The 25,709-nt window shown below is 72.3% G+C and carries 22 protein-coding genes and 5 riboswitches; of the genes, 11 read left to right on the top strand and 11 right to left on the bottom strand.

Translation table 11 applies throughout. The annotated features are described in order from the left end of the window. The first annotated feature begins 105 nt into the window (after positions 1 to 105). From DPA01S_RS09770 to DPA01S_RS09760, 3 genes are all read left to right on the top strand, one after another. Positions 106 to 1,554, top strand: coding sequence for an MFS transporter (locus DPA01S_RS09770; protein WP_061915845.1), 1,449 nt, complete (start codon positions 106 to 108; stop codon positions 1,552 to 1,554). Positions 1,555 to 1,683: 129 nt separating this feature from the next. Next, positions 1,684 to 1,842: riboswitch (cobalamin riboswitch) on the top strand. Between the two features lie 36 nt (positions 1,843 to 1,878). Beyond that, entirely contained in the window at positions 1,879 to 3,468 is a 1,590-nt protein-coding gene (locus DPA01S_RS09765; RefSeq protein WP_061915843.1) for a cobyric acid synthase, read from the top strand. Continuing rightward, complete coding sequence (locus DPA01S_RS09760) at positions 3,465 to 4,211, top strand: cobalt-precorrin-6A reductase (protein ID WP_061915840.1); 747 nt, start codon at positions 3,465 to 3,467, stop codon at positions 4,209 to 4,211. Before DPA01S_RS09765 ends, DPA01S_RS09760 begins: the two co-directional genes overlap by 4 nt. Before the next feature lie 121 nt (positions 4,212 to 4,332). On the opposite strand, the gene DPA01S_RS09755 is transcribed toward DPA01S_RS09760, so the two are convergent. The 6 genes from DPA01S_RS09755 to DPA01S_RS09730 form a co-directional block, all read right to left on the bottom strand. Continuing rightward, positions 4,333 to 4,752, bottom strand: coding sequence for a nuclear transport factor 2 family protein (locus DPA01S_RS09755; protein WP_081470504.1), 420 nt, complete (start codon positions 4,750 to 4,752; stop codon positions 4,333 to 4,335). 99 nt (positions 4,753 to 4,851) lie between these two features. Then, positions 4,852 to 6,369, bottom strand: coding sequence for a cobyrinic acid a,c-diamide synthase CobB (locus DPA01S_RS09750; protein WP_061915837.1), 1,518 nt, complete (start codon positions 6,367 to 6,369; stop codon positions 4,852 to 4,854). Next, positions 6,363 to 6,977: a cob(I)yrinic acid a,c-diamide adenosyltransferase gene (gene cobO, locus DPA01S_RS09745; protein ID WP_061915833.1), complete on the bottom strand. Its 615-nt coding sequence runs from the start codon at positions 6,975 to 6,977 to the stop codon at positions 6,363 to 6,365. Before cobO ends, DPA01S_RS09750 begins: the two co-directional genes overlap by 7 nt. Next, positions 6,977 to 9,109, bottom strand: a complete 2,133-nt coding sequence (locus DPA01S_RS09740; RefSeq protein WP_061915830.1) for a magnesium chelatase subunit D family protein — start codon at positions 9,107 to 9,109, stop codon at positions 6,977 to 6,979. The genes cobO and DPA01S_RS09740 overlap by 1 nt, the downstream gene beginning before the upstream one ends. A 22-nt stretch (positions 9,110 to 9,131) precedes the next feature. Then, positions 9,132 to 9,320, bottom strand: a riboswitch (cobalamin riboswitch). 70 nt (positions 9,321 to 9,390) lie between these two features. Continuing rightward, positions 9,391 to 10,017 (bottom strand): response regulator transcription factor, encoded by a 627-nt coding sequence (locus DPA01S_RS09735; RefSeq protein WP_083961769.1) that lies wholly within the window; start codon positions 10,015 to 10,017, stop codon positions 9,391 to 9,393. After that, on the bottom strand, positions 10,014 to 11,234 hold the full coding sequence (locus DPA01S_RS09730) for a sensor histidine kinase (protein ID WP_061915825.1): 1,221 nt from the start codon (positions 11,232 to 11,234) through the stop codon (positions 10,014 to 10,016). The genes DPA01S_RS09735 and DPA01S_RS09730 overlap by 4 nt, the downstream gene beginning before the upstream one ends. Before the next feature lie 153 nt (positions 11,235 to 11,387). On the opposite strand from DPA01S_RS09730, the gene DPA01S_RS09725 reads away from it, so the two are divergent. The 4 genes from DPA01S_RS09725 (at position 11,388) to DPA01S_RS09710 (ending at position 15,323) form a co-directional block, all read left to right on the top strand. After that, positions 11,388 to 12,440: an FtsX-like permease family protein gene (locus DPA01S_RS09725; protein ID WP_061915822.1), complete on the top strand. Its 1,053-nt coding sequence runs from the start codon at positions 11,388 to 11,390 to the stop codon at positions 12,438 to 12,440. Between the two features lie 83 nt (positions 12,441 to 12,523). Then, positions 12,524 to 13,294 carry an ABC transporter ATP-binding protein gene (locus DPA01S_RS09720; protein WP_061915819.1) on the top strand — a complete coding sequence of 257 codons (771 nt, stop codon included), beginning with the start codon at positions 12,524 to 12,526 and terminating at the stop codon, positions 13,292 to 13,294. Between the two features lie 44 nt (positions 13,295 to 13,338). Then, positions 13,339 to 14,568, top strand: coding sequence for a bifunctional cobalt-precorrin-7 (C(5))-methyltransferase/cobalt-precorrin-6B (C(15))-methyltransferase (locus DPA01S_RS09715; RefSeq protein WP_061915816.1), 1,230 nt, complete (start codon positions 13,339 to 13,341; stop codon positions 14,566 to 14,568). Beyond that, positions 14,565 to 15,323: a cobalt-precorrin-4/precorrin-4 C(11)-methyltransferase gene (locus DPA01S_RS09710; protein ID WP_061915813.1), complete on the top strand. Its 759-nt coding sequence runs from the start codon at positions 14,565 to 14,567 to the stop codon at positions 15,321 to 15,323. Before DPA01S_RS09715 ends, DPA01S_RS09710 begins: the two co-directional genes overlap by 4 nt. Positions 15,324 to 15,458: 135 nt before the next feature. On the opposite strand, the gene DPA01S_RS09705 is transcribed toward DPA01S_RS09710, so the two are convergent. The 3 genes from DPA01S_RS09705 to DPA01S_RS09695 all read right to left on the bottom strand — a co-directional run bounded on the left by DPA01S_RS09705 (position 15,459) and on the right by DPA01S_RS09695 (position 18,761). Then, complete coding sequence (locus DPA01S_RS09705) at positions 15,459 to 17,012, bottom strand: precorrin-2 C(20)-methyltransferase (protein ID WP_061915810.1); 1,554 nt, start codon at positions 17,010 to 17,012, stop codon at positions 15,459 to 15,461. After that, the gene (locus DPA01S_RS09700; RefSeq protein WP_061915807.1) at positions 17,009 to 17,674 is read right to left on the bottom strand and encodes a precorrin-8X methylmutase; all 666 of its coding nucleotides are present in this window, start codon (positions 17,672 to 17,674) and stop codon (positions 17,009 to 17,011) included. The genes DPA01S_RS09705 and DPA01S_RS09700 overlap by 4 nt, the downstream gene beginning before the upstream one ends. 57 nt (positions 17,675 to 17,731) lie before the next feature. After that, a riboswitch (cobalamin riboswitch) is annotated at positions 17,732 to 17,854 on the bottom strand. Continuing rightward, a complete protein-coding gene (locus DPA01S_RS09695) occupies positions 17,847 to 18,761 on the bottom strand; it encodes a ferredoxin-like domain-containing protein (protein ID WP_153038719.1) in 915 nt (304 codons plus the stop codon). It overlaps the preceding riboswitch by 8 nt. An 81-nt stretch (positions 18,762 to 18,842) precedes the next feature. After that, positions 18,843 to 19,028, top strand: a riboswitch (cobalamin riboswitch). A 112-nt stretch (positions 19,029 to 19,140) separates the two neighbouring features. Between DPA01S_RS09695 and DPA01S_RS09690 the strand changes: the two genes are divergently transcribed. Genes DPA01S_RS09690 through DPA01S_RS09675 form a run of 4 tightly spaced genes read left to right on the top strand, consistent with a single transcriptional unit; the run spans position 19,141 to position 22,830 of the window. Beyond that, complete coding sequence (locus DPA01S_RS09690) at positions 19,141 to 19,863, top strand: hypothetical protein (RefSeq protein ID WP_061915804.1); 723 nt, start codon at positions 19,141 to 19,143, stop codon at positions 19,861 to 19,863. Beyond that, positions 19,860 to 20,954: a FecCD family ABC transporter permease gene (locus tag DPA01S_RS09685; RefSeq protein WP_371441635.1), complete on the top strand. Its 1,095-nt coding sequence runs from the start codon at positions 19,860 to 19,862 to the stop codon at positions 20,952 to 20,954. Before DPA01S_RS09690 ends, DPA01S_RS09685 begins: the two co-directional genes overlap by 4 nt. Next, positions 20,951 to 21,760, top strand: a complete 810-nt coding sequence (locus tag DPA01S_RS09680; protein ID WP_061915801.1) for an ABC transporter ATP-binding protein — start codon at positions 20,951 to 20,953, stop codon at positions 21,758 to 21,760. Before DPA01S_RS09685 ends, DPA01S_RS09680 begins: the two co-directional genes overlap by 4 nt. Further along, positions 21,757 to 22,830 (top strand): ABC transporter substrate-binding protein, encoded by a 1,074-nt coding sequence (locus tag DPA01S_RS09675; protein ID WP_061915797.1) that lies wholly within the window; start codon positions 21,757 to 21,759, stop codon positions 22,828 to 22,830. The genes DPA01S_RS09680 and DPA01S_RS09675 overlap by 4 nt, the downstream gene beginning before the upstream one ends. Positions 22,831 to 22,946: 116 nt before the next feature. Here the strand turns inward: DPA01S_RS09675 and DPA01S_RS09670 are convergent, their stop codons facing one another. Both DPA01S_RS09670 and DPA01S_RS09665 read right to left on the bottom strand, forming a co-directional pair. After that, complete coding sequence (locus DPA01S_RS09670; RefSeq protein ID WP_061915795.1) at positions 22,947 to 24,416, bottom strand: PepSY-associated TM helix domain-containing protein; 1,470 nt, start codon at positions 24,414 to 24,416, stop codon at positions 22,947 to 22,949. Positions 24,417 to 24,744: 328 nt separating this feature from the next. Beyond that, complete coding sequence (locus DPA01S_RS09665; RefSeq protein WP_109149007.1) at positions 24,745 to 25,374, bottom strand: hypothetical protein; 630 nt, start codon at positions 25,372 to 25,374, stop codon at positions 24,745 to 24,747. A 118-nt stretch (positions 25,375 to 25,492) separates the two neighbouring features. Beyond that, positions 25,493 to 25,686: riboswitch (cobalamin riboswitch) on the top strand. Positions 25,687 to 25,709 lie beyond the last annotated feature (23 nt).

Raw genomic sequence — 25,709 nt, 5'->3', positions numbered from 1 at the left:
GCCACGTGCACATCCACCGCTGGGCGACGTGACCGAGATCACCAATCCGCCTAGCCTTGTCGCGGTCATCGGTAGCCACCCCCGCTACCCGGACCTAGGAGGAACATGGCAACGTCTGACGGGAAGATCGATCCCCACGGGAGCACGGCCGCGGTCGCCGAGACGATCTCGGCCGAGCCGGTGCCCCGTCACCGGATCATCCTCGCCTCGCTCATCGGCACCACGATCGAGTTCTACGACTTCTACATCTTCGCCACCGCCGCGGTGTCGGTCTTCCCGCTGCTGTTCTTCGCCGGCGGCGACGCCAGCACGGCACTGCTGGCGTCGATGGCCACGTTCGGCACCGCGTTCATCGCCCGCCCGCTCGGGTCCATCGTCTTCGGGCACTACGGTGACCGTCTCGGCCGCAAGGTCACGCTCGTCGGCGCCCTGCTCACCATGGGTATCGCCACGTTCCTCATCGGCCTGCTGCCGACGATCCACCAGATCGGCCTGTGGGCCCCCGCGATGCTCACGATCCTGCGCTTCTTCCAGGGCATCGGCCTGGGCGGCGAGTGGTCGGGTGCGGCGCTGCTGGCGTCGGAGACGGCGCAGCCGGGCAAGCGTGGGTTCGCCGCGATGTGGCCGCAGCTCGGCGCACCGTTCGGCTTCATCCTGGCCAACGGCATCTTCCTGCTGCTGACCATCTGGTTCTCCTACGATTCCACCGCCGCCGACCTGGGCGAGCCGTTCCTCGTGTGGGGCTGGCGCCTGCCGTTCCTGCTGTCCATCGTCATGGTCGGCGTGGGCCTGTACGTGCGGCTGCGCATCGAGGAGACCCCGGTCTTCGCCCGGGCGGTCGCGAACAACGAGCGGGTCAAGACCCCGGTGTCCGAGGTGTTCCGCCGCAACTGGTGGGAGATCATCCTCGGCACGTTCATCATGCTGGCCACCTACGGCCTGTTCTACCTCATGACCACGTGGATCCTGTCGTTCGCTATCGGCGCCGAGGAGACCGGCGGGCTGGGCTACGGCTACCAGTCGTTCCTCATCATCCAGGTCATCGCGATCCTCCTGTTCGCCGCGTTCGTGCCGGTCGCCGGCTGGCTGGCGGACGTGCTCGGTCGGCGCCGGATGCTCATCGGCGTCACCGCCGCGATCATCGTGTTCGGCCTGAGCTTCGGCTGGTGGCTGAACCCGGACGCGATGGGCACCGGCGAGGGCCTGGACGTAACCCGCATGCTGCTGTTCCTCAGCGTGGGCATGATGCTCATGGGCCTGACCTTCGGTCCGATGTCGGCGGTGCTGCCGGAGCTGTTCCCCACCAACACCCGGTACACGGGCTCGGGTGTGGCCTACAACTTCTCCGCGATCCTCGGCGCGGCGCTCACCCCGTTCGTCGCGGTGTGGCTGGTGCAGAACTACTCGGTCGCCTACGTCGGCTACTACCTCGTGGGCCTGTCGGTGCTGACGATCATCGCGCTGATCCTCGCGCCGGAGACCAGCAAGACCTCGATGTACACCGAGGATGCCGAGATCGGCCGGGCCGCCCGGTCCGGGGGCGCCTCCGCCTGACGCGCCGCAACGCACCGCGCGCCACAGCGCAGCGCGCGCCACAGCGCACCGCGCACCGCGCGCCACAGCGCACCGCGCGCCGCAGCGAACCCCGCGCCGCTGACAGGGCCCGCCTCCCAGTGCGGGAGGCGGGCCCTGTCGTCTGTGGGTAGCATCCTGTGCGTTGGTCAAGGGAACCCGGTGAGAATCCGGGGCTGTCCCGCAACGGTGTGACCATTTCCGCCTCGGCGCCTCGGTGTCCGGCGGGGAGGGGTCGAGCCCGATACCTGCCGACCGCCGCCCGCGTCCGTGGTCGGCGCATGCCGGCCGAGGAGCCCCCAGCACATGAATATCTCGCGCCCTCCGCGCGGGGAGCGGGTCGCCCCGCCCGCCCCGGCGGCCTCCCTGCTCGTCGCAGGAACCACCTCCGATGCGGGCAAGAGCGTCGTCACCACCGCCCTGTGCCGCGCCTTCGCCCGCCGGGGCCTGAAGGTGGCGCCGTTCAAGGCGCAGAACATGTCCAACAACTCGATGGTCGTGTCCGCCCACCACGCAGCCGGGCCCGCCGATACGGCGTCCGCGGGCACCGCCGAGATCGGCCGCGCCCAGTGGATCCAGGCCCTCGCCGCGCGCGCCGAGCCCGAGCCGGCGATGAACCCGGTGCTGCTCAAGCCGGGCGGCGACCGCCGCAGCCACGTGGTGGTGATGGGGCAGCCGGCGGGCTCGGTGTCTTCGCGGGACTTCGTGGACGGGCGCGCCCACCTGGCCGAGGCGGCGTTCGCGGCGTACGACGATCTGGCCTCCCGCTACGACCTCATCATCTGCGAGGGCGCGGGAAGCCCGGCGGAGATCAACCTGCGCTCGAGCGACTACGTCAACATGGGTCTGGCACGCCACGCCGACATGCCGGTCGTGGTGGTGGGCGACATCGACCGCGGCGGCGTCTTCGCGGCGCTGTTCGGGACGGTCGCGCTGCTCGAGCCGGCCGATCAGCGGCTGATCGCCGGATTCGTCGTCAACAAGTTCCGCGGCGACCCGAGCCTGCTCGCACCCGGACTGGACCAGCTCACCGCGCTCACCGGCCGCCCGGTCCACGGGGTGCTGCCGTGGGATCCCGACCTGTGGCTGGACTCCGAGGACGCCCTCGCGGTGAGCCCGCGCACCGCCGACGCGCCCACCGCCCTGCGCGTGGCGGTGCTCCGTCTGCCACGCATCAGCAACTTCACCGACGTCGACGCCCTCGGCCTCGAAGCCGACGTCGAGGTCGCCTATGTCACGGAGCCCCGCGACCTCGCGGGCGCGGACCTCGTCGTCGTCCCCGGGACCAGGGCGACCCTCGACGACCTTGCGTGGCTCCGCTCGCGGGGCCTCGACCGCGCGGTCATTACACATGTCGAGCGCGGCGGCACGGTGCTGGGGATCTGCGGCGGCTTCCAGATACTCGGCGGCGAGATCGCCGACCCCGACGGCATCGAGGGCTCTCCCGGCGCGCGCGTGACCGGCCTCGGCCTGCTCGACGTGACCACGCGGTTCGGCGCGGAGAAGGTGCTGCGCCTGCCCACCGGGACCGCGCTGGGGCAGCCGGTGAGCGGGTACGAAATCCATCACGGCCGGGTGAGCGTCGGCGGCGGGGGAGAGACGGGCGACGACGACGAGGTGTTCCCCGGCGGGGCCCGGCGGGGTCGGGTGTTCGGCACGATGTGGCACGGGAGTCTCGAGTCGGACGGTTTCCGGGGCGCGTTCCTGGACGAGGTCGCGGCAGGGCTGGGGCGGACCCGCGAGCGCTCGGACGTGAGCTTCGCCGCCGCGCGGGAGCGCCGCCTCGACCTGCTGGGCGACCTCGCCGAGGAGCACCTCGACCTGGACGCGCTGCTCGAGTTGGCGCGCGACGGTGCGCCCGCCATGCCCGCGCTCCCGCCGGGTGCCGACCGGTGATCCTCGTTTTGGGCGGCACGGCCGAGGCCCGCGAGCTCGCCGCCCTGTTGGTCGAGCGCGGGGTGCCGGCGTTGTCGTCGCTCGCGGGGCGGGTCGCGCGGCCGCGACTGCCGGTGGGCCAGGTGCGGATCGGCGGGTTCGGCGGCGTCGACGGGCTGCAGCGGTACCTGATCGAGGCCGGCGTGTCCGCGGTCGTCGATGCCACCCACCCGTTCGCGGCGGGCATCTCGACCAACGCCGCTGCTGCGTGCGCGGCCGCGCGGGTCCCGCTGCTGCGCCTCGAGCGCCCCGGCTGGGCTGCCGCCCCGGGGGCCGACCGCTGGCATTGGGTGGGCGATCACGACGAGGCCGCGGCGACCACCTCCCGACTGGGCCGTCGGCCGTTCCTCACGATCGGGCGGCAGTCGCTGGACAGGTTCGTGAGCCCCCTCGCCGAGCATCAGGCGCTGGTCAGGGTGGTGGACCCGCCCGAGGTGGCGCTGCCCGAGCCGTGGCAGCTGCTGCTGAGCCGGGGCCCCTATTCGCTTGACGACGAGCGCGAGCTCTTCGCCGACCACGGCGTGGACGTGCTGGTCACCAAGGACTCGGGCGGCGACCACACGTGGTCGAAGATGGCTGTGGCCGACGAGCTCGGCGTGCCGGTCGTGGTGGTGCGCCGACCCGGCCCCGCGCCGGGTGTGCAGGTGGTCAGCGACGCCGTGGCCGCCGCGGACTGGGTCAGCGCGTCCGCCGCGAACTCCTAGGCGAACTTCGGTGTAGCTACTGCGAGAATCCGGCCGGTTCATCGCAGTAACTACACCAAAGTCTCGCGTCGTGTCAGTCGCGGACCGCCTGGCCCGTCGTGGAGCGCCCGGCCGACTCCCGCTAGAGCAATTCGAGGTTGATCTCCCGGATCCGGTCGCCGTCCACGGTGTACCGGCCCTTGAGGTTCAGTGTCATGGCCTGCCCCTCGTCGAGCGACATCCCCATGAAGTCCTTCACGTCAGCGCGCGCGGTGAGCGTGTTCACGATGGTGACGGTGGCCGTGTCGCCGTCGACCTGGATCTCTTCGGGCGTCATGCGGTCGACGAATGTGCTGGTCATCGCGCGGTAGGTGTCGAGGTAGGCGGAGAGCCCGAGCTGCGTCCCGGCGGCGGAGTGCAGGACCGCGTCCTCGTGCAGCACGGCCGCCAGCTGGTGCGGGTCCTCGCTGTTGTAGGCCTCGAAGTGGGCTGTGATGACGTCGTGGACGCTCTCATGGTCTCCTCGCTTGCCGCGGTCGGCCGGGGCGCTGGTCCGGTCGATGCCCAGCCCAATCTTGTTCGGTCGTCATCATCGCGGAACTGGTCGTAGCCATCGAGCGATTCCGGCCGCATCCCCGCGATGGCTACGACCAAACCGGGGTCAGGGCCGGGCGAGTTGGGCTGGCCGGCGACCCGACGCTCGGCGGGGCGGTTGGGGCGCTCCGGCGAACGCCCGGACCAGCTCCGCGAACCGTACCGCCAGCGCAGGATGCCCCGCCCAGTGCGTGTGCAGGTACGAGGCGTGGATCGAGCCGGTGACAAAGCCCTCCGGCCCCGCACTGCTCGTCCACGCCGGGCTCGCGCTCAAGCCCGGGCCCGGGCCCGCGCCTGAGCCCTGCCCCGTCGGCCGCGGCTCCGTGTCCGCACCCGCCGCAGGCGTGACCGCCGTGCGGTGGAACTCGTGCCCGGTGACCTCGGTGCCTGCGGCGGCGAGGACGCTGTCGGCCACGGCCGTTGAGCGTCGGTAGGCCAGCGTGAGCCGCGGGGCCATGGCGGCGTCGGCGTCGATCGCGCCCACCATCGGCACGCCGTCCAGGCTCCGGCAGAGATACAGCAGCCCCGCGCATTCGGCGACCGTCGGCACGCCCGCGGACGTCGCCGCGCGCAGTGCCCGCAGCATGGGCTCGTTGGCGGCGAGGTCGCCCGCGTGCACCTCGGGGAACCCGCCTCCCAGGTAGATCCCCGCGGTCCCGTCGGGCAGGGACTCGTCGGCCAGCGGGTCGAACGGCGCGACCGAGCAGCCGGCCGCCTCGAGCAGTTCGACCGTCTCGGCGTAGCGGAACGTGAAGGCCCGGCCGCCGGCCACGGCGATGAGCGGGCGGCCCTTGTCGTCGTCGCCGGATCCGCGCCCGCCACCTGTCACCGCCTCCCGCGCCGACCACGCCTGCCCGCGCAGCGGCGGCGCGGACCGCGCGATGCGCATGACGGCCTCGAGGTCGATGGATGCGGCGACCTTCCCGGCGAGGTGGTCGAGGGACCGCGCGGCCTCGGGGCGCTCGGCGGCGGGGACCAGGCCGAGGTGGCGGGAGGGAGCTGTGACGTCGTCGTCGCGCTGGAGCACGCCCAGCACGGGAATGCCCAGGGGCGCGAGGGCGCGGCGGACCTCGTCGGAGTGGCGTACGGACCCCGCCTTGTTGAGCACCACCCCGGCGATCCGGACGTCCGCGTCGAACGTGGCCATGCCGAGCACCGTGGCGGCGATGGTGCGCGAGGCGTGCGAGATGTCGACGACCAGCACGACGGGGGAGTCGGTGAGGCGGGCGACGTGCGCGGTGGAGGCGAACCCTTCGCGGCCGATGTGGCCGTCGTACAGGCCCATGACGCCCTCGATCACCGCGATGTCGGCCGGCCGTCCGCCGCGAGTCCCGCCGAACCGCGCCCCGTGCAGCAGCAGCGGTACGATCCGATCCTCGCCCACCAGGTGCGGGTCGAGGTTGCGGCCGGGCCGGCCGGTGGCGAGGGCGTGGTAGCCGGGGTCGATGTAGTCGGGGCCCACCTTGTGCCCCGAGACCTCCCGCCCGGTACGGCGCAGCGCGGCCATGAGGCCGGTGGCGACGGTGGTCTTGCCGTGCCCCGACGCCGGCGCGGCCACGACCAGGCGCGGGAGTTCACTTACCACTCGATCCCCCGCTGCCCCTTCTGCCCGGCGTCCATGGGGTGCTTGACCTTGGTCATCTCGGTGACGAGGTCGGCCACCTCGAGCAGCCGCGGGTCGGCGTCGCGGCCGGTGATCACCACGTGCTGCCGCCCGGGCCGCGTGGCCAACGTCTCCACCACGTCGTCGACGTCCACCCAGCCCCACTTCATGGGATAGGTGAACTCGTCGAGCAGGTACAGGTCGTGGCGCTCGGCGGCGAGGCGTCGCTTGATCTCGGCCCAGCCCTCGGCGGCGTCGGCGGCGTGGTCGTCCTCGGTGCCGCCCTTGCGCGACCACGACCACCCCGAGCCCATCTTGTGCCACTCCACGGGCCCGCCCTCGCCGGTCTCGGTGTGCAGCCGGCCGAGGCGTTCCATGACGGTCTGCTCGCCGATGCGCCACTTGGCGGACTTGACGAACTGGAAGACGCCGATGTCCCAGCCCTGGTTCCACGCGCGCATGGCCAGGCCGAACGCGGCGGTGGATTTTCCCTTGCCGGGCCCGGTGTGGACCATGACGAGCGGGCGGTTGCGGCGCTGGCGGGTGCTGAGGCCGTCGTCGGGGACGGTGGTGGGTTGTCCCTGGGGCATCAGGCGACCTCGTTTCGCGTCGTGGGGGTCGGTGCGGTGGTGTGTTCTCGGACGGTGCGGGTGAGGCCGTCCGCGGTGACCTCGCCGAGTGGCACGTGCTCGGCGCCGAGGTGCGCGGCGAGCTCGGCGGCCAGGCCCATGCGGAACCGGCCGGTCTCGCAGTCCACCACCACGGACGCCACGCCGAGGGAGGCCAGCCCGGCCGCCGCGGTGCGGGACCGGGCGAGGGCGTGCCGGCCGTGGGTGGCGCGGCCGTCGGTGACGACGACGACAAGAGGTCGCCGCCGCCGATCGCGGATGCTCTCGATGCGCAGGACCTCGGCGGTGGTGAGCAGTCCCTCCGCCAGTGGGGTCCGGCCGCCCGCCGGGAGGTCGGCGAGGCGGGTGGCCGCGACGTCGACCGAGGAGGTGGGCGGGAGTGCGACGTGCGCGGCGGACCCGCGGAACGTCACCAGGCCGACCTTGTCGCGGCGGCGGTAGGCGTCCAGCAGGAGGGACAGGATCGCGGTCTTGACCTGCTCCATGCGGGTGCGGGCGGCCATGGAGCCCGAGGCGTCCACGCAGAAGAGGACGAGGTTGGATTCGCGGCCCTCGCGCACGGCCGAGCGCAGGTCCTCGGGGGCGAGCAGGAGGCGGTTGTTCGCGGCCGCGTCGCTGCCGACCGCGCGGCCGCGGGCGGCCTGGTGCGGCGCGGCCGAGCGGATGGTGGCGGGAAGGTGCAGGTCCGCGCCGGTGAACTCACCGGCGCCGACCCGCCGACCGCTGCTCGTGCGGGCCCGCGACCGCCGGCCGGCCGCACCCTCGCCGGTGCCGGCGACGCTGAACAGCCGCGTCCGGTACGGCTCCGACGCCGAGGCCACGGTGCCGGGCTGCGGGGCGGCGGGACCGGGTGCGGAGCCCGGGGCGGTGTCGGGGTCCGGGCTGCCGTCGGCGTCAGCCGGGCTGTCCCGCTGAGCGTGCCCGCCGCCCTCGGTCGCATCGCTGCCGGGCCCGCCGGCCGAGGCCTCGGCCGGGGTTTGGTCGGTGGACGGGGTGTCCGCACTGCTCGAGTCGTCGGCGGACTCGGACGGACCGGTGTCCTCGGCCTGTGGCTCCTCGTCGTGGGGGCCGGGATCGGGCTCGTCGTCGTCGCCCAACAGCCGGTCCAGCAGCTCCTCGTCGAGGCCCGGCGCGTCGAACGGTGCGCGGCGGCGGCGGTGGGGCAGGGCCATGCGCGCGGCGACCCGGATGTCCTCGCGGCCGATGCGCGTGCGGCCGTGCCACGCGGCGTGGGCTGCGGCCGCGCGGGCGGTGACGATGTCGGCGCGCATGCCGTCCACGTCGAAGCCCGCGCAGACCCGCGCGATGGTGGCCAGCGCCCACTCGGTGAGCCTGACCCCGCCGAGGACGCGCCGGGCGGCGGCGACCCGCTCACGCAGGGCACGCTCGTCGTCGGCGTACGCGGCGGCGAACCCGGCGGGGTCGGCCTCGAACGCGATGCGGCGGCGCACCACCTCGGCCCGCAGTTCGGGGTCGCGCGGCGCGGCCACCTCCACGGTGAGACCGAAACGGTCCAGCAGCTGCGGGCGGAGCTCGCCCTCCTCGGGATTCATGGTGCCGACCAGTACGAAACGGGCGGCGTGCTCGACCGACAGGCCATCGCGCTCGACGGTGACGCGGCCCATCGCGGCGGCGTCGAGGAGCTGGTCCACCACGTGGTCGTGGAGCAGATTGACCTCGTCCACGTAGAGGATCCCGCGGTGGGCGCGAGCGAGCAGGCCGGGCTGGAACACGGTCACGCCGTCGGACAGCGCGCTCTCCAGGTGCAGCGACCCGGTGATCCGGTCCTCGGACACCCCGACCGGAAGCTCGACCAGGCGGACCGGCCGCCGCTCGGTGGGAGCGTCGGTGGGGATGCGGCCGTCGGGGGTCTCGGTGCCGCGGTCGTCGGGCGCGGAGGAGAAGCGGTCGCCGGTGACCACCTCGATCTCCGGGAGGACTCCGGCGAGGGCGCGGACCATCGTGGACTTGGCCGTGCCCTTCTCGCCGCGGATGAGGACGCCGCCGACCTGCGGCGACACCGCTGTGAGGGTGAGGGCCAGCGCCATGTCGTCGGATCCGACGACAGCGCTGAAGGGGTAGTGCTGTGGCATGGGGGCTCCCGCTCTCGTCTGCCAGGCTGGTCAGCGCGAGGCCGGTCTCCGGACTTCCAGGCTCATCTCGCGGCGCATGCGCTGGGCGCAGTTGCTCGAGAGGCCGGGTTACCGTAGCGGGCCCTGTGCCGGATTCTCACCGGCTTCCCTGATTCTCCCCTCCGCTCCGCCTGCCGGCGGGTCGTGGGGCACCTCGTGCTGTGGGTCGTGTTCGGTTGTGGTGCTGAGGGTAGTCCAGGCACCGGTCACCAGCGGCACAGGGGAGCAGCGGACCCGCCCGGCTAGACGGCTCCGAGTTCGCGGGCCCGGGCCACGGCTGCGGTCCGCGTGGTGACGCCGAGCTTGTCGAAGATGTGCACCAGGTGGGTTTTGACGGTCGCCTCCGACACGTTCAGCGAGGCGGCGGCCTGCCTGTTGGTGGCACCGTCAGCCACCGCCCGGAGGACCTCCGTTTCGCGATCGGTGAGTAGTGGACGCGGGTCGCGTAGTCGGCCCATGAGCTTGCCGGCGACGGTGGGGGAGAGCGCACTCTCGCCCGCTGCGGCGGCGCGGACCGCGCCCAGGAGTTCGTCGGGGCCGGCGTCCTTGAGGAGGTAGCCGCAGGCGCCGGCTTCGATCGCGCCGAGGATGTCCGAGTCCGTGTCGTGACTGGTGAGAACCAGGACCTGGGGAGGGTCGGCGAGCTCTCGGATCCTGGCCGTGGCCCGGACCCCGGCGGTGGCATCGCCGGAGAAGCGCAGGTCCATGAGCACCACGTCCACGTCCCCGATCCTGCAGCGCTCCACGGCGGCGCCGGCGTCAGCGACGTCTGCGATCACCTCGATCGTCGGATCGGAAGCGAGTAGCGCCCGCAGCCCCGTGCGCACCACCGCGTGGTCGTCCGCGATCAGCACCCGCACCCTCGTCACAGCTCCTTCTCCGTCGTCCCCGTCGGCAGTACCGCACGGACCGACGTACCGCCGCCCACCTCCGACTCCACTTCGAGTGTCCCTCCCAGGTCGTCGACCCGACGGGCCATCCCGTCCAGCCCGAACGAGGTCGCGGTGCGAAGGGCGGTGGTGTCGAACCCGCATCCGTCGTCGTGGACCTCCAGCTGCACCGAGGTGGGGCGGTGGTCGAGGGTGATCCTGATCTGGTGGGGCGACCCGTGCTTGACCGCGTTGGTCAGGGCCTCCTGAGTCACCCTGACGAGTACCGCGGAGAGTTCCGCGGGTGGGTCGGCGGTCGGATCGCCACCCACCGACACGGCGAGTTCGGGGTTCTCGGTCCCCACCCGCTCGGCGATCCGGCGCAGGGCCCCGGCCAGCGAGACACCGTCGAGTGGTGCCGGGCGCAGCGCGGCGATGAGCCTGCGCGTCTCGGTGAGGTTCTCGCCCGCCACCTCGCGGGCGAGACGGATCTGCTCCACCGCGGGATGCGAGGGATCCGAGCGCTCGGCGGCGTGCAACAGCATTCCGATGCTGGACAACCCCTGCGCCACGGTGTCGTGGATCTCGCCTGCCAGCCGGGCCCGCTCGGCCTCTCGTCCCACCTCCCGTTCCCGGGCGGCGAGCTCGGAGCGCGTGGCCATGAGTTCGGCGATCACCGCACGCCGGGCCTGCGACTCGCGGTGTAGCGCGCGCACGCCGGCCCCCAGACCGAGCGCCACGAGTGCTCCCACCACCGGCCCGATGATCCCCGCGGCGGTGAAGCCCTCGTGTAGTCCCAAGGCCAGCACCGCGACTGCGGCAAGAAAGGCCACCGCCGCCGCGCCCGTCCACACGCCGAGGAGGAACTGGGCCAGGAAGAACAGTGGGAACACGAGGTAGGCGGCCTCAGGCACCTGGACCACGAGAGCCGCCCACAGCACGAGGACGGCGGCCAACCAGCCCAGGCGGACGGTGCTGGCCGTCTCGCGACGGCGCTCCCACACGGTTCCGATGCAGTACACGGCAGCGAATCCCGCGGCGGTCGCCGCGGCCGGGACGTTGAGGACGCCGGAGGCGTCGCTGTGCGCGCCGACCAGGGTGAGCACGAGCAGTGCTGCCACCAGTGTGTGCAGGGCGATCTGCAGTTGGGTGAACACCACACGTACCCCCGCCGACTCGGGCGGGAGCTCCGCGGCGGTCGTTGGCTCCGAGGTCACCAGGTCGACGCTAGTCGTAACCCGCCGGGTCCGGCATCCATCGAAAGGTGGAGGAGCGGCCCGCCTTTCGACTCGGGAGAACCAACCTCGCGGCCGATTCGGGTCCGTGGCCGGGAGACGAACCTTGAGGCATGCCTTCGGAAAGGGAAAACCGTGTTCTTCGCGCTTCGTGACCTCCGCACCGCCCGGTGGCGGTTCACCCTCATCACCGGGGTCGTGCTGTTGCTGTCCGTTCTGGTGGCTGGACTTCTCGGCCTGACCGCCGGGCTGTCGAACCAGAGCGTGTCCGCGCTCCGGGCTCTCGGATCGGGCGGTTCGAGCTTTGTCCTCCCCACTGACGACAAAGGTGTCGTCGACCTCGACCGCGCCGCTCTCACCGACGGGGAGGTGGAGTCGATCACGGCACTGGACCCCTCCGCCGTGCCGGTAGGACTCGCCCGGCTCACCGTGGACGACGGCACGGAGACAGGCGTGTCCGCCGTCGCCGTGGGTCTGGCGGCACCGGTGGGCTCGGTGGCCCCGCCGTCGAGGGGGGAGGTCCTGGTGTCCACCGGGGTCGACGACGAGGTGGGCGGCGGCGTGGTTGAGATCGGAATCGGTGGCGACACCCTGGCGGTCGCCGGAGGCGCCGGCGATCTCTGGCACTCGCACACGCCTGTGGTGGTGACCGACCTCGACACGTGGAGAGAACTCGCCCCCCGCGGCGGGGCGGCCACCACCATCGCGGTGTCGTCGGAAGCACTCGCTGATTCCGCCGTGCTGGATCAGGGCCTCGGCCTGGTCGACTCCGCGGGACTCGTGGGTGCGTTGCCCTCGCACCGGGCGGAGAACACCTCGCTGAGGACCATGACCTACATGCTGCTGGCTGTCACGGCGCTGGTCGTGGGTGCGTTCTTCACCGTCTGGGGGATGCAGCGCCGCCGTGATGTCGCCGTGCTCAAGGCGCTCGGTGCGTCCACGGCGATGGTCGTCCGCGATTCCATCGGACAGGCCGCGATCGTGTTGGCCGTGGGCATCGGGGGCGGGGTGGGGATCGTCGCGCTCCTCGGGTTGGCCGCGGCCGGCACTGTGCCGTTTGTCGTCTCCGCCGGGACCACGCTTCTGCCGGCCGCTCTGCTCGCGGTGCTCGGTCTGGGCGGCGCGGCCGCCTCGCTGGGGCCGGTCCTGAACGCCGACCCCAACTCCGCGCTCGGGGCCGCCCGATGAGCAGCCCCGATCGCAGCGGCCCTTCGCTGATGACGCCGCCCTCCGACTTCCTGCAACAACCGTCTACCTCCGGAAGGAATCTCATGTCCGACACCGCTCTGCTCGAGGCGCCGTCGACCACCGCGCTGAGGATGAAGGACGTCCTCCTGACCTTCCCCGACGGTGAAGGCAGGGTCACCGCCGTCGACCACGTCTCACTCTCGATCGATCGTGGGCGCAGCCTCGCCGTGACGGGACCTTCAGGCTCGGGAAAGTCCAGCCTGTTGGCGGTGGCGGCGACTCTGACCACGCCCGACTCCGGGCAGGTGTGGCTGCAGACCCGGGACGGCATGGTGGACCTGGCCGCGGTGAGCCCTGCGGAGGGTGCGGAGTTGCGCAGGAAGGACATCGGGATCGTGTTCCAGCAGTCCAACCTCATCGAGTCGCTCACGGCACGCGAACAACTCGAGGCCATGGCCTGGCTCGGATCACGACCGTCACGGGCGCGGCGCCGCGACGTGCGCGGACGAGCGGACGAACTCCTCGGTGTGGTCGGCCTGGGTGACGCTGGAGAGCGGGCGGTCGGGGCGCTGTCCGGGGGCCAGCGGCAGCGGGTGGCGGTGGCGCGCGCCCTCATGAACCAGCCGGTGATGGTGCTCGCCGACGAGCCCACCAGCGCGCTCGATTCCGAATCCGGTGGGATCGTGATGGATCTCCTCCTGGGTACCGCCCGGGATCTCGGGGTGGCACTGATGCTGGTCACTCATGACGCATCGATGGCGGCGCGGTGCGATTCACAGCTCCGTCTGGTCGACGGAGCTGTGACGTCCTCGACCGGGCTGGATCGGCAGCCGCGGGGAGGCTCGGTCGTCTGACTGGGCGCTGAGGCAGCTCGGCGGAGGCTGTAGGGTTCCGCGTCATGACAGCGCGGGTGACGGTGGTGGGGATCGGCGGTGACGGCTGGGCAGGTCTCGACGCGGCCCGCCGTAGCGCCGTCCTCGGTGCCGAGGTGGTGCTCGGCGGCGATCGCCATCTGGCGATGCTCCCAGCTGAGGTCTCCGCTGAGCAGGTGCCGTGGACGAGGCCCTTCCGCGAGGGTGTGGCAGAGGCGCTAGCCCGGTTCGCGGGCCAGCGAATTGTGGCTCTGGCCTCGGGTGATCCGCTCGTCGCGGGAGTCGGTTCGACATTTGTCGAGCTGCTCGGCGCCGAGGCGGTGAAGGTGCTGCCGGCGGTGTCCTCGGTGGCGTTGGCGCGGGCCCGGATGCGTTGGCCGGCCGAGTCGGTGGCGGTGCTGCGTGACCACCGGACGCTGTCTCGCGAGCTCGCCCCGGGCCGGCGCCTGCTGGTGCTGTCCGCCGACCGGCACACCCCGTCGGCTGTCGCCGCAATGCTCCGCGAGGCTGGTTTCGGGGGGAGTGCACTCACCGTGCTGGCCGATCTGGGCAGCCGCGCGGAGTCCTCTGAGCGGTGTGTGGCGCGGGACTGGGCACCCGGCAGCGCGGCGCCGCAGCTTCACGTCCTGGCAATCGAGTGCGTGGCCGATGCCTCAGCCCGGCCCCTCGGCCTGGCGCCCGGGCTGCCCGATGACGCCTTTGAGAACGACGGCCAACTCACCCGACGCGACCTGCGGGCCTCGGCGCTGTCCCGGCTCGCGCCCTCGGCCGGGGAGCTGCTCTGGGACGTGGGGGCCGGCGCCGGGTCGGTGGGCATCGAGTGGATGCGGATGCACCCCGCGTGCCGGGCGATCGCCGTGGAGGCCGACCCCGAGCGTGCGGCCCGGATCGGGCGCAACGCCGCGGCGCTGGGGGTGCCCTCGCTGGAGATCGTGGAGGGCCGCGCCCCGGGCGCGCTGGAGGGCCTACCCCGACCCGACGCGGTGTTCATCGGCGGAGGCGGCACCGCCCCTGGCCTGCTGCGAGAGTGCTGGGACGCGCTCGCGCCGGGCGGCCGGCTAGTCGCCCACGCGGTGACGCTGGAGACCGAACGCGTGATGATCGACGCCCGCGCCGAGTTCGGCGGCGAGCTGACGCGGTTCCAGGTGGAACGCAGCGATCAGATCGGCTCGTTCACCGGCTGGGCGCCGGCGCGGGCCGTGGTGCAGTGGGCGGCCGTGAAGCCGCGTGGTGATGCGATGGAGGAGAACTGGTGACCGTTCACTTCGTAGGAGCGGGCCCCGGCGCCGCCGACCTGCTCACGCTGCGGGCGGTCGATCTACTTCGCGCTGCCGATGTGTGCTTGTACGCGGGGACGTACCTCGATGAGGGAGTGTTGGAGCACTGCCGGCCCGTGGCGCGATTGGTCGATACCCAGAACCTGAATCTGGACGGGATCATCGGCGAGATCGTCGCTGCCCACGCAGACGGGCTCGAGGTGGTGCGGTTGTGCTCGGGCGATCCGTCGATCTACTCGGCGCTGGCCGAGCAGACCCGCCGGCTGGACGCGGCCGGGGTGCCGTGGGCCGTGGTCCCGGGTGTGCCCGCTTATGCAGCTGCGGCCGCTGAGCTGGGTGTGGAACTGACGGTTCCCGAGGTGGTGCAGTCGGTGGTGCTCACCCGGACGCAAGCCCGGTCCACGGCGATGCCCTCTGCCGAGGCGCTGGAGAACTTCGCCGCCACCGGTGCCACTCTGGTGCTGCATCTCGCGATTACCCGCATTCGCGAGCTGGCCGAGCGGCTGATCCCGACCCACGGCGCGGACTGCCCGGTGGCGGTAGTGGCCAACGCGAGTCGCCCGCATCGGGTGGAACTGCGAGGGACCCTGGCTGATGTCGCGGATGCGGTGGAGGCGGCTGGCCTGCGGCAGGCTGCGGTGATTCTCGTCGGGCGCGCTTTGGTGCGGCCGGGGGAGGCGGAGTCGTGGCTGTACGCGTCGAGCCCGGAGCGGGAGGCGAAAAGGCGAGGTTAGGCGGCCCGTCGTGAGGCGCTCCCCAGAGGGGAGCACGGTGATCAGCGCAGATGACGTAACGTCTGGTAATTGGCGTTGATATGCTGCCAGGCAGGAGGCGGTTTTCGCACCTGTCGTCGTTATCGTGTGGCTAAATCACGCCTGAACGAACCTCGGGCTCCACGCCCGACCCGAGGCGGTGACCCGGGTACCGGACGCCCCCACGATGAGAAGGCACTTCATGTCGATTGACGCGCAGTCGAGCTCCCCGAGCGTGGTGACCGTGAGCGACTCCTCGGCCCGGCCGACGTCGCGGCCCACCACGACCGGGGTGGCGGGATCGCGGTGGCGCAGCAGCACCTCGCGGGCGTCGGCCACCTGGTGGGTGCGTGAGCGAGAAGCCGGGTTGTAGATGGCGAGCACCAGGTCGGCGGCGGCGATCGCCTCCAGGCGGCGCTCGACCACCGACCACGGCTTGAGCCGGTCAGACAGGCTCACCACGGCGAAGTCGGCGCCGATCGGGGCGCCGGCACGGGCGGCAACCGCCTGGACGGCGGAGACGCCAGGCGCCACCCGGATGTCGACCTCGGCGTAGGCGGGATCCTCAGCGGCCTCGAACACGGCCGAGGCCATGCCGAACACACCCGCATCGCCGCCGGAGACGACCGCGACCCGCTCACCGGCCAGCGCCAGGTCGAGGGCGAAACGCGCCCGGTCCACCTCCACAGTGTTGCCGGAGGCGTGCCGGGTCAGGCCGGCCCGCTGCGGCACGCGGTTGACGTACGGGGCGTAGCCGACGACGTGATCGACCTGTGACAGCACGTCGGTGACCTCGGGAGTGAGCCAGCAGTCCGGGCCGGGTCCGAGGCCGAGTACGTGGACGACGGGGCGACCGGCAACGGTCAGGGAGGGCGGCGTAGCGGGAGCGACGGCAGCCGCAGAAACATCGGACAAGGGAGCACCGCGACGTCCTGTCGGGTCCTCGTGCCGCGAGTCGCCGGGGACCACGATGAGAGAGAAGTAGGGAACCGAAGCAGGGTCGACGTCGGCCACGGCGTGGAACTGCTCGGCGCTCATCGAGGCCCGCTCGACGTACACCGCTCCATCGAGACGGTCCGCGGCCTCGAGAGCGCGTCGGACGGCAGGGAAGTTGCGACCGAGCTTCATGATGATCGCACCGTCGGTGTCGGCCAGGCGGCGGGCGAGCTCGGGCTCGGGCAGTGTGCCGGGCAGAACAGTCAGCACGTCGGTCTGCCGGACCAGGGGAGTGGCGGCGGTGGCCGTCGCGGCGGCGAAGGCCGGCACCCCGGGGACGATCTCGGTCTCGAAGTGGGGCGAGAGCCGGTCGTGCATGTACATGAAGGAGCCGTAGAACAGCGGGTCACCCTCGGACAGCAGAACGACGTCGCGGCCGGCGGCCAGATGAGAGGCAAGCCGCTCTGCGCTGCGCTCGTAAAAGTCGGCGATCGCGCCCGCGTAGCCGCCGGGGTGGTCGGTGGTGCCCGTCGTGACCGGGTATTCGAGTCGCTCCTCGATCGCGGTCGCGGTCGCGGGGATGAGATCGGCGGCGATGCGGCGGGCGTTGGATTCCTTACCGCGACCGGCATGGAATGCCACCACGTCGGCGGTACCGATGAGCCGGGCGGCTTTGAGGGTGAGCAATTCGGGATCACCGGGGCCCACGCCCACGCCGTACAGGCGGCCGCTCACTCCTGCTCCTGGGCCAGGGCGTTGAGCGCGGAGGCCGTCATCGCCGACCCGCCGCGGCGGCCGTGGACGGTGACGAACGGGATGTCGATGCCATGGTCGCCGGCGAACGAGGCGAGCGCGGCCTTGGACTCGGCGGCGCCGATGAAGCCCACCGGGCAGCCGACGATCGCCGCGGGGCGGGGAGCGCCGTCGAGCAGCATCTCCAGCAGGTGGAACAGGGCGGTCGGGGCATTGCCGATCGCCACCACCGCGCCGTCGAGGCGGTCACCCCACAGCGAGAGCGCCGCCGCGGAGCGGGTGGTGCCCATCTGGGCGGCCAGCTCGCGGACGCCCGGCTCGGACAGAGTGCACACCACGTCGTTGTCGCGGGGCAGCCGGGCGCGGGTGACGCCCGAGGCGACCATGCGGGCGTCGCAGAGGATCGGCGCCCCGGCGTTGAGAGCGGCCCGGGCGGCGGAGACGAGCCGAGGGTGAACCTGCAGGTCGTCGGTGAGATCGGTCTGACCCGTGCCGTGGATCATCCGCACCGCGAGACGCTCGGCGTCCACCGGGACACGCGACAGGTCGGATTCGCGGCGGATGGTGGCAAAGGAGTCGACGTAGATGGCGGGGCCGCTATCGACATACTCGTAGCGACGCGGCGGCCGGACAGCTCCAGACACGACAGGTCCTCCTCGGGGTTCTCGCCCCGGCGTGAGAAAGCGCAGCGGCGCCCGGGCGGAGCGCGCTGATCCCCGGCGAGTATCTGGCTGGGCACACCCGCTGGGCGCGCCTCACAGTGGCGGAACCGCCCCGGATTCACACCGGGTTCCTCGCCGTGGGACAGCAGGCAGCCTACGCGTGCACGGCCACAACCCCACGCCACGGGGTGACGACGAGCTCGGTGACCCCCGGCGCCGTGAGACGCTCGAGCAGGGCGGGCGCGAGGACGCCCCCGGGCGCCGCGACGTGCTCGATCCGGCCCGCCGAGCCGGGGACCGGGCCGAAGGGTAGCGGGCCGGTGGGCTCGGGCAGGCGCGGGTCGGGGGCGGCGGTCGGAGCGAGCGCGGCAGGCGGGGCAGGGGGGCTGGCCTGCGCGAGCAGCTCGCGGACATGCCACGGCGCCTCGGGTCCGGTGCCGCGGGCATCGGCGAACGCCCAGGCCAGCGCAACCAACCGGGCGGCGGCCTCGGACAGCGGCACCACCTCGCCCCAGCCCTCGCCGATCCGCAGCTGCGCCAGCTCGGGTCCCACGACCACCAGCCCCAGGTCACACGAGCGGTCCACCAGGTCACCGCGGCCGTCGTCCAGCACGAACAGGAACCGGCCCGGCAGCGTACCGAGCGCGGGGTCGGCCAGCAGTCCGGCATCCAGGGCGTCGGTCACCGGCCGGAGGTCGGCGCGGCCCGCAGCCTGGTCGGGGTCGAGCCCCGTCAGCGGCGACACGAGGATGTTCCGCACTAGCTCATGCCCCGGCGAAGGCAGGAGTTCGGTCCCCGCGATCGCCGCCACCACCTCTGCAGGCAACTGCCCGTCAGAGTCCTGGGGCAGCGCGCGAAGCTGCAGGTTCGCTCGGGTGGTGAGGTGCACGTTGCCGTCGTCGTCGCCGTATCGTCTCGCCACCTCGCCCAGCACGGCGAGGGACGCAGGGGACACGCGGCCGCCCGGGACGCGCAGGCGCACAAGGGCGCCATCGGCGGCCGGCCACGGACGCAGGACGCCGGGGCACAGGTCGCCGCGCGTGCGGCGGATCGGATCGGGGGTGCTCACGGCAGACAGTGTGGCACCGGCGGCGCCCCTGGCACGGTGCCCCCCGGGCTCGCGGCGATCACACTGCTACCCTGAGCGCGGAACTGACCGCATCCGGCCGATCTCGACAGAGACCGACGGATGCCAGGGAACCCGGTGAGAATCCGGGACTGGCGCGCAGCGGTGTGGGGTACCGAACCGGCACGAGGCCACTGGAAGCGATTTCCGGGAAGGCGCCGGGGAGGGTCGATCCCGAGTCCGAATACCTGTCGGTTCCGCGACATCCGAGCGAACCTCGCGCACAGGTTTTGAAGAGATAAGGCCACACGTGTACCCCACGTATGAGCCCGTAGGCACAGGCATCAGTGCTGAAGCCGAACGGGCACTCGCGGCATACCCCGTGCCCCACCGATCCAGACCCGATCACGACGACCCGGCGTGGCGGAGCGCCGTCGAGCTTCGTGACCCGGCTTCGTGGCGCGAGATCGGGCAGCGCTACTCCACGCACCTGGGCACTTCCCACCTGGCGCCCGGACTGTTGTGCTCACTCCAGCACTACACGGGCCGGGCCCTTGGCCTCATGGTGGCGGCCTGGTGTGCAGACGGCACCCTCCTCGACCCGGCGCACGAGCGCTGGTGGGCCCACCTCGACGCAGCCGGTGCCACCGTCGAGGTGTCGATCCCCGGTACGCCGGTGGTGGGATGCGGCCCGGACCCCACCGCGCTGGTCGACGTGCTCCGTCACCACGTGACTCCGCTGGTGGAGGCATGCGTGGCCGCCGGGACCGTGACCCGTCGCGCCGCCCTCGGGGGCGTGGCGGCGTCGTGCGCCGGCGCCTTCGGGGTCGGCTTCCGGACCGTTCCCACCTCCCGACGGGCCGCGGTCGAGAACGGCGCCCGCGTCGTCGCCAAGTCCCTGAGCGAGCGGCCACTGGTGACGCTGGTGCGGCTGGACAACCCGCCCGCACTGGTTCACGACCGACACACCTGCTGCCTCATCCGGCTGGGGTCGGACAAGACCGAATGCGCGTCATGCCCACGGCTCAGCGAGGGAGAGCGGCGCGTGCGACAGCGCCTCCGCCACACACCCGCCCGGGCCCGAGCGGGGAGCAGCACCCGGTGAGAGTGGTGAGGGCGGGGGCCGCCCGACGCGCCGGACCACCCGCGGCCTCGGTCCGCTCCGCCCGCAGGATCCCGCCCGTCCCGTTGGCGATCGTGCTCACGATCCTCACGGCGATCAGCGTCGTGACCTCGGTGGCCTTCGGCGCCGAGCACATCCCGGTCGGTGATGTGTGGCGGACGGTGTGGGCGGCGATGACCGGAGGCGAGGCCCAGCGCGCGCACTCCATCATCATCCTCGACCTACGGCTCCCCCGAGCTGTGCTCGGGGCGCTGGTGGGGGCCGGTCTCGCGCTCGCCGGCGCAGCGATGCAGACCCTCGTGCGCAACCCGCTCGCCGACCCGTATCTCCTCGGCGTCTCGGCGGGCGCCGCAGTGGGAGCCACCGCGGTGATCACCATGGGCTTCCTGGGCGGGCTCGGCATCTGGGCCCTCTCCGGCGGCGCACTCGTCGGCGCGCTTGGTGCCACCCTGCTGGTCTACGCGGTGGCCACCGCCACCGGCGGGCTCACCGCGCTGCGGCTCATCCTGGCCGGCGTGGTGCTCTCCTCGGCGTTCACCGCCATCTCCTCGTTCCTGGTCTTCATCGCCACCGATTCGCGCTCGGCGGAGACTGTCATGCACTGGATGCTCGGCAGCGTGGCCGGAGCGACCTGGGCCAAGATCCCGCTCGCCGCGGTGGTCGTGGCGCTCGCGCTGGCCGTCGGGCTCGCAGTGCACTCCTGGCTGGACGCCTATGCAACCGGATCGGACACCGCCGCCTCGCTCGGCGTGCCCGTGCGGGCCCTGCGGATCGGGCTCTTCGTGTCCCAGGGACTACTGGTGGGGGTGCTCGTCGCCGTGGCTGGCGGCGTCGGGTTCGTGGGGCTCATCATCCCCCACGCCGCCCGGCTCGTCGTGGGGGCGACCCACCGCGCCATGCTCCCCGTGGCCGCCGCGGCAGGTGCGCTCTTCCTGGTCTGGGTGGACGTGATCTCCCGGGTCGTCGCCGCCCCGCAGGAGATGCCGCTGGGCATCGTCACCGGGATCATCGGCGCCCCCGTATTCCTGCTGCTCATGGGCCGCCGCGCCTACACCTTCGGGAACGCGTCATGACGCAGGCCGCCAGCGCGCACCTGGTCGCGCAGAACGTGTCCTGCGCCAGAGGGAAGAGAGTCATCGTCTCCGGGGTCGACCTCAACGTCCCCGCCGGCTCCCGCCTCGCCCTGGTCGGGCCGAACGGCGCGGGCAAGTCGACCCTGCTGCGGGTCCTGGCCGGCCTGGATGCCCCGGTGCAGGGATCGGTGACCGTGGACGGTCTCGATGTGCACCGGATGCGGTCCCGGCAGCGCGCGCTGCTCATCGCGGTCCAGGGGCAGGAAGAAGCCCCCTCGGCGGAACTCACCCTCGCCGAAGCGGTGGCGCTCGGCAGGACCCCACACCGCACCCCGTGGGCACTCGGCGAGGAGGGCGAGAAGGAGATCGTCGACCGGGCACTCCACACCGTCGGCCTGGCCGGCCGCGGCGACCAGTCCTGCACCCGGCTCTCCGGAGGCGAGCGCCACCGGGTCGTCCTGGCCCGAACCCTCGCCCAGCAGACCCCGCTGCTCATGCTCGACGAACCCACCAACCACCTCGACGCCGCCTGGCGACTCCGGCTCATGGACGCGCTGGACAGCCTGCACTCCACGGTGGTGGCCGCGATCCACGACCTCGACCTGGTGCTCCGTCACTTCGATGCGGTCGCCGTGGTCGATGACGGGCGGATCGTCGCCTACGGGCCACCCGTCGAGATATTCACCGCCGACCTCCTGGACGGGGTCTTCGGCGTCAACGGCGACATCGTCGCCCACCCACGAACCGGCCGACCCCACTTGCTCATCGGGGACGCGGTCACCACAGAAAGTAGAGATCAGCAATGAAGCGTTCAGTCATCACAGCAGGCCCCGCCCTGGCGATCACCCTGGCCCTGGCCTCCGCATGCGGTTCCGATGCCACGAACTCCGCCGACGGCGGCACCGGGGGAGAGGTCACCGTGGTCAACTGCGGCGAGGAGGTGACCTACCCCGAGACTGTCGACGAATTGTTCGCCTACGACTCGGGGATCATCTCCATCGCCCTGTCCGCGGGAGCTATCGATCAGCTCGCGGCCGTGGCCGCCGCCTCGGAGGACGAGGACCTGCTGCGTCTGGCGTACGGTGACCAGTACGACCAGCTCAATGAGGTGACGGGCAAGGGCCCGACCCTGGAGAACGTCGTGGCCGCGGAGCCGGACGTCATGTTCGCCGGCTGGAACTACGGATTCTCCGACTCCCGGGGCCTGACGCCGGACATCCTCGCCGGGCACGGCATCGGCGTTTACCAGCTCTCGGAGGCGTGCCGCCAGGCCGAGGGCGAGGTGCAGCGCGGCACCATGGATCCGTGGGAGGCTCTGGATACCGACCTGCGCAACATCGGGATCATCACCGGGAACGCGGAGACCGGTGCCGCGGCCGCCGACGACGTGGCTGAACGGCTCGAAGCGCTCCGGGCTCTGCCCGCGCCCGAGGGCAGGCCCACCATCTTCCTGGTCGACAGCACCAGCGACACCATCCTGTCGTCCGGCTCCTTCGGCGGGCCTCAGGGGATCATCGACGCGGCGGGCGCACGCAGCGCGACCGAGGACGTGGCCGACACCTGGACAAGTGTCAGCTGGGAGCGCCTGGCCGCCGAGGACCCGGACATGATCGCGTTCGTCGACTACGGCGAGCAGACCGTCGACGACAAGATCGCCGCACTCAAGGCGCACCCCGCCAGCCGAGACCTCAAGGCGGTCCGCGAGAACCGCTTCGTCAACCTGCCCTACGGCATGTGGGTCTCCAGCCCCCTCAACATCGACGCCGCCGAGACGATCCGCGCCGTCTTGGAGAAGCACGGGCTCGCCCCCGAGACGGGCCTGACGCCGCAGCTTGACGTCACTGAGCTGCAGCTCGGGGGCAACGACTGGCTCTGAGGGGCAATCTCACCCGGGGGTAGGGCATCCCGGCCCGGGAGAGAGGGCCGCCCCGGCCTGCCGTTGCTTCCGCCCCGGCCTGCCGTTGCTTCCGCGCCGGCAGGCAGGGGCGAGCGCTACGTGGTGGACCCGATCTCGGCGTGCCGCTTCGCGGCGACGGACCGCCGCAGCGATATCAGCAGGTCAGCGACGACGAACAGCGCGAGAGACGCGCCGAGCAACGGCAGGAACAGCCCCACGGCCACGGCAAGAACCCCGGCGATGAGATACGCCGGCCAGCGATGGCCGGTGACCCCGCCCAGACCGGCGGGCAGGCCCCCGCGCGTCGGGCGACGCGTCCACCACATCCGATACCCCAGGACGGTCAGCGCGACGATCGTCAGGGCGGTTGCGGCGAGGGCGATCTGCAACGGTAGGCCGAACAGCATGCCCATGTGCAGGTAGATGCCCCACGAGGACAGCTTCGAGTACAGCGAGAGGTCGCGGAAGTCGAGACGGTCGACGACCTGCCCGGTGGCTCCGTCCACAGCCACAGCATCGGAGCTGAACGTCCACGGCACCCACCGCTCGCTCACCGACCACGCCGTGTGCGGATCAGCCGGCGGGACCATCTGCACCGGGCCCTCGAGACCGGCCTGGTGCGCCGCGGCCAGGACCACCGGCACCTGATCGACCGGCACCTCGAAGGCGGAAACCGCCGAACCGTGCCCCAGGTGCCCGGCGTGCTCGTCCCCGTCCGTCGCGGCGCCGGCGACCAGGGAGGTCTGCAGCGGATCCGAGCGCCAGTTCATCTTCTCCACGACCGTGTCCACGTTGGCTCCGGCGAACGCCGACCAGGTCAGGCCGGTCACCGCGATGCCGAGGATCGCGATCGCGAACCAGGTGCCGAGCGCGGCGTGCAGGCTCATGGCCTTCTGGCGGGAGCCGGGACGGGCCGGGAAGCCCCGCAGCAGTGTTCGGGTGGTTGCGGCCCTCCCGTGACGGGTCGACCGGACCTTCCGCCACCACAGCACAATTCCGCTGAGCCCCAGGACCAGCAGCCAGGATGCGGCGAGTTCCGAGTAGAGCTCGCCGGGCGGGCCGAGGTGGAGATCCCGGTGCAGGCTGGAGATCCAGCTCCGCAGCGGGAGCTCGCCCAGTCCCGAATGGCTGCTCAGGTCGCCGCGCACGTCACCGGTGGCGGGGTCCACGAACACCGCGCGGTTGAGACCGTCGTCCAGCGCGGGGTCGGCGAACAGGATCCGGGTGGTGGTGCCGGGCTCGTCGGAAGGCCAGATCTGGACCACGGCGAGCTCCGGGAACTGCGCCTGCGCGGCGTCGATCTGCTGCTCCAGACTGAGTGCGGTGGACGCGGGTGGCGCGGTCAGTTGTTCGGCGTAGACGAGCCGCTCCAGTGTCGGGGACAGCGCGTACAGGGCCCCGGACAGAGCGGCGATGACGAGGAACGGTGCGACGAACAGGCCCGCATAGAAGTGGACGCGGGTGAGGATCGCGCCCAGCTGCGCGGAGAGGGGCCGCGCGGGCGGGGCCGGTTCGGCAGCACCGGGGTCGCGGGTGTGGCGCTCGGCCGGATGGGTGGCGGTCATGAGAGGCGAATCCCTTCGGGATCAGGCGGTCCGCGAGCGGGTCGGTACTACCCGCCGGGCAGCACGGAGCTGGTCTGCGGAGAGCGGCGTGCGCGGCCGCGAGGTCGGTGAGTGCGGGCACCCGGAGACCCGGCTGCGCGCGGCGCTGGCTGGCCGAGCGGGGCGGGAAGGAATCGGTGCCCGAGTGGGCGCAGCGGGACGATCTGACGGCCGCTGCGGGTGAGACACGGGAGGCGGGGACGGTGGATCCACCGCGCGCCGCTCCCGGACATGTCACCGCACCGCCCGAGCGCGGCGTGGCGCGCGTCGGCGGGTGCGGGACCTGCGACTATGCGGCAGCGGGCGGCGCTCTGGTCCCACCGCGGGAGACCAGGTAGCGCTTGAGCGGCGCGTCGGCGCCGCGCGGGACCGGGACGACGGCGACGACGGCGACGAGGTGCGCTGTCGATATCGGCGGCATCGACCGGGCGGACACCCAGGCCAGAGCGCCGGCGAGAGCAGCGATGACCAGTAGTGCAGAGCCGATCGCGGCGATGTGCGCGGCGAGCATGACGGGCGTCATCAACGCTGTTGCGGAGGCCAGCGCATCGTGGGCGGCGGTGTCCATCGCGGCCCGGAGCGCCGCGGGGTCGGTGCCGTGGTGGCCCGGCGGGTGCGAGCCGGACCCGTGGTGCGAGTGCCCGCCGGACATCGCGATGTGGACGGCGCCCTGCCCGGTGATCAGTCCTGACGCCGAGGCGAGGATCGGGAACCGGTAGCGGGCTGCGGCGGCGGTGGCGGCGCCGATCCCGGCGCTGGTGACTGCCACGGTGAGCGCCTGGGCGAACGAGACCGGGCCCATGTCCGCCGCGAGCCCGTGCGCGCTGATGCCGAAGATGCCACTGACCAGCGCCACGGTCACGCCCACGATCGTGGTCATGACCGGGGGGAGCTCGGTCCTCGCCCGATCAGCTGGCACACGCCGAGTCTAAGCACGGCGAGCACGGGGTAGGAAGGTCAGCGCGGGCGGTGAGAGCGCCGGCAGCCGAGCCGGGGTGGCTTCCGAGGGCGAAGGGTGGTCCGGGCGGGACGGCGGATAGGCTCGCCCGTGCCGTGGTGCTCGGGAAGCCGGAGGAAAAGCCGGCGCGGCCCTCGCCACTGTAGTCGCGGAGCCACGCGACCCTCGTCCGTCCCACGCGTGGGGCGGAGGCCACTGGGCGGGAGCCCGGGAAGGTCGGTCGCGCGGCGTTGATGCGGAAGCCAGGAGACCGGCCACGGCGACATGTTCCACGAGGGTTTGGAGAAGAACATGCG

It is taken from the genome of Dietzia papillomatosis NBRC 105045, assembly GCF_001570845.1.
Taxonomy (GTDB): Bacteria; Actinomycetota; Actinomycetes; order Mycobacteriales; family Mycobacteriaceae; genus Dietzia; species Dietzia cinnamea.
Note: the sequence above shows the minus strand (reverse complement) of the source record. Positions and strands in the feature narration are given on the sequence as shown.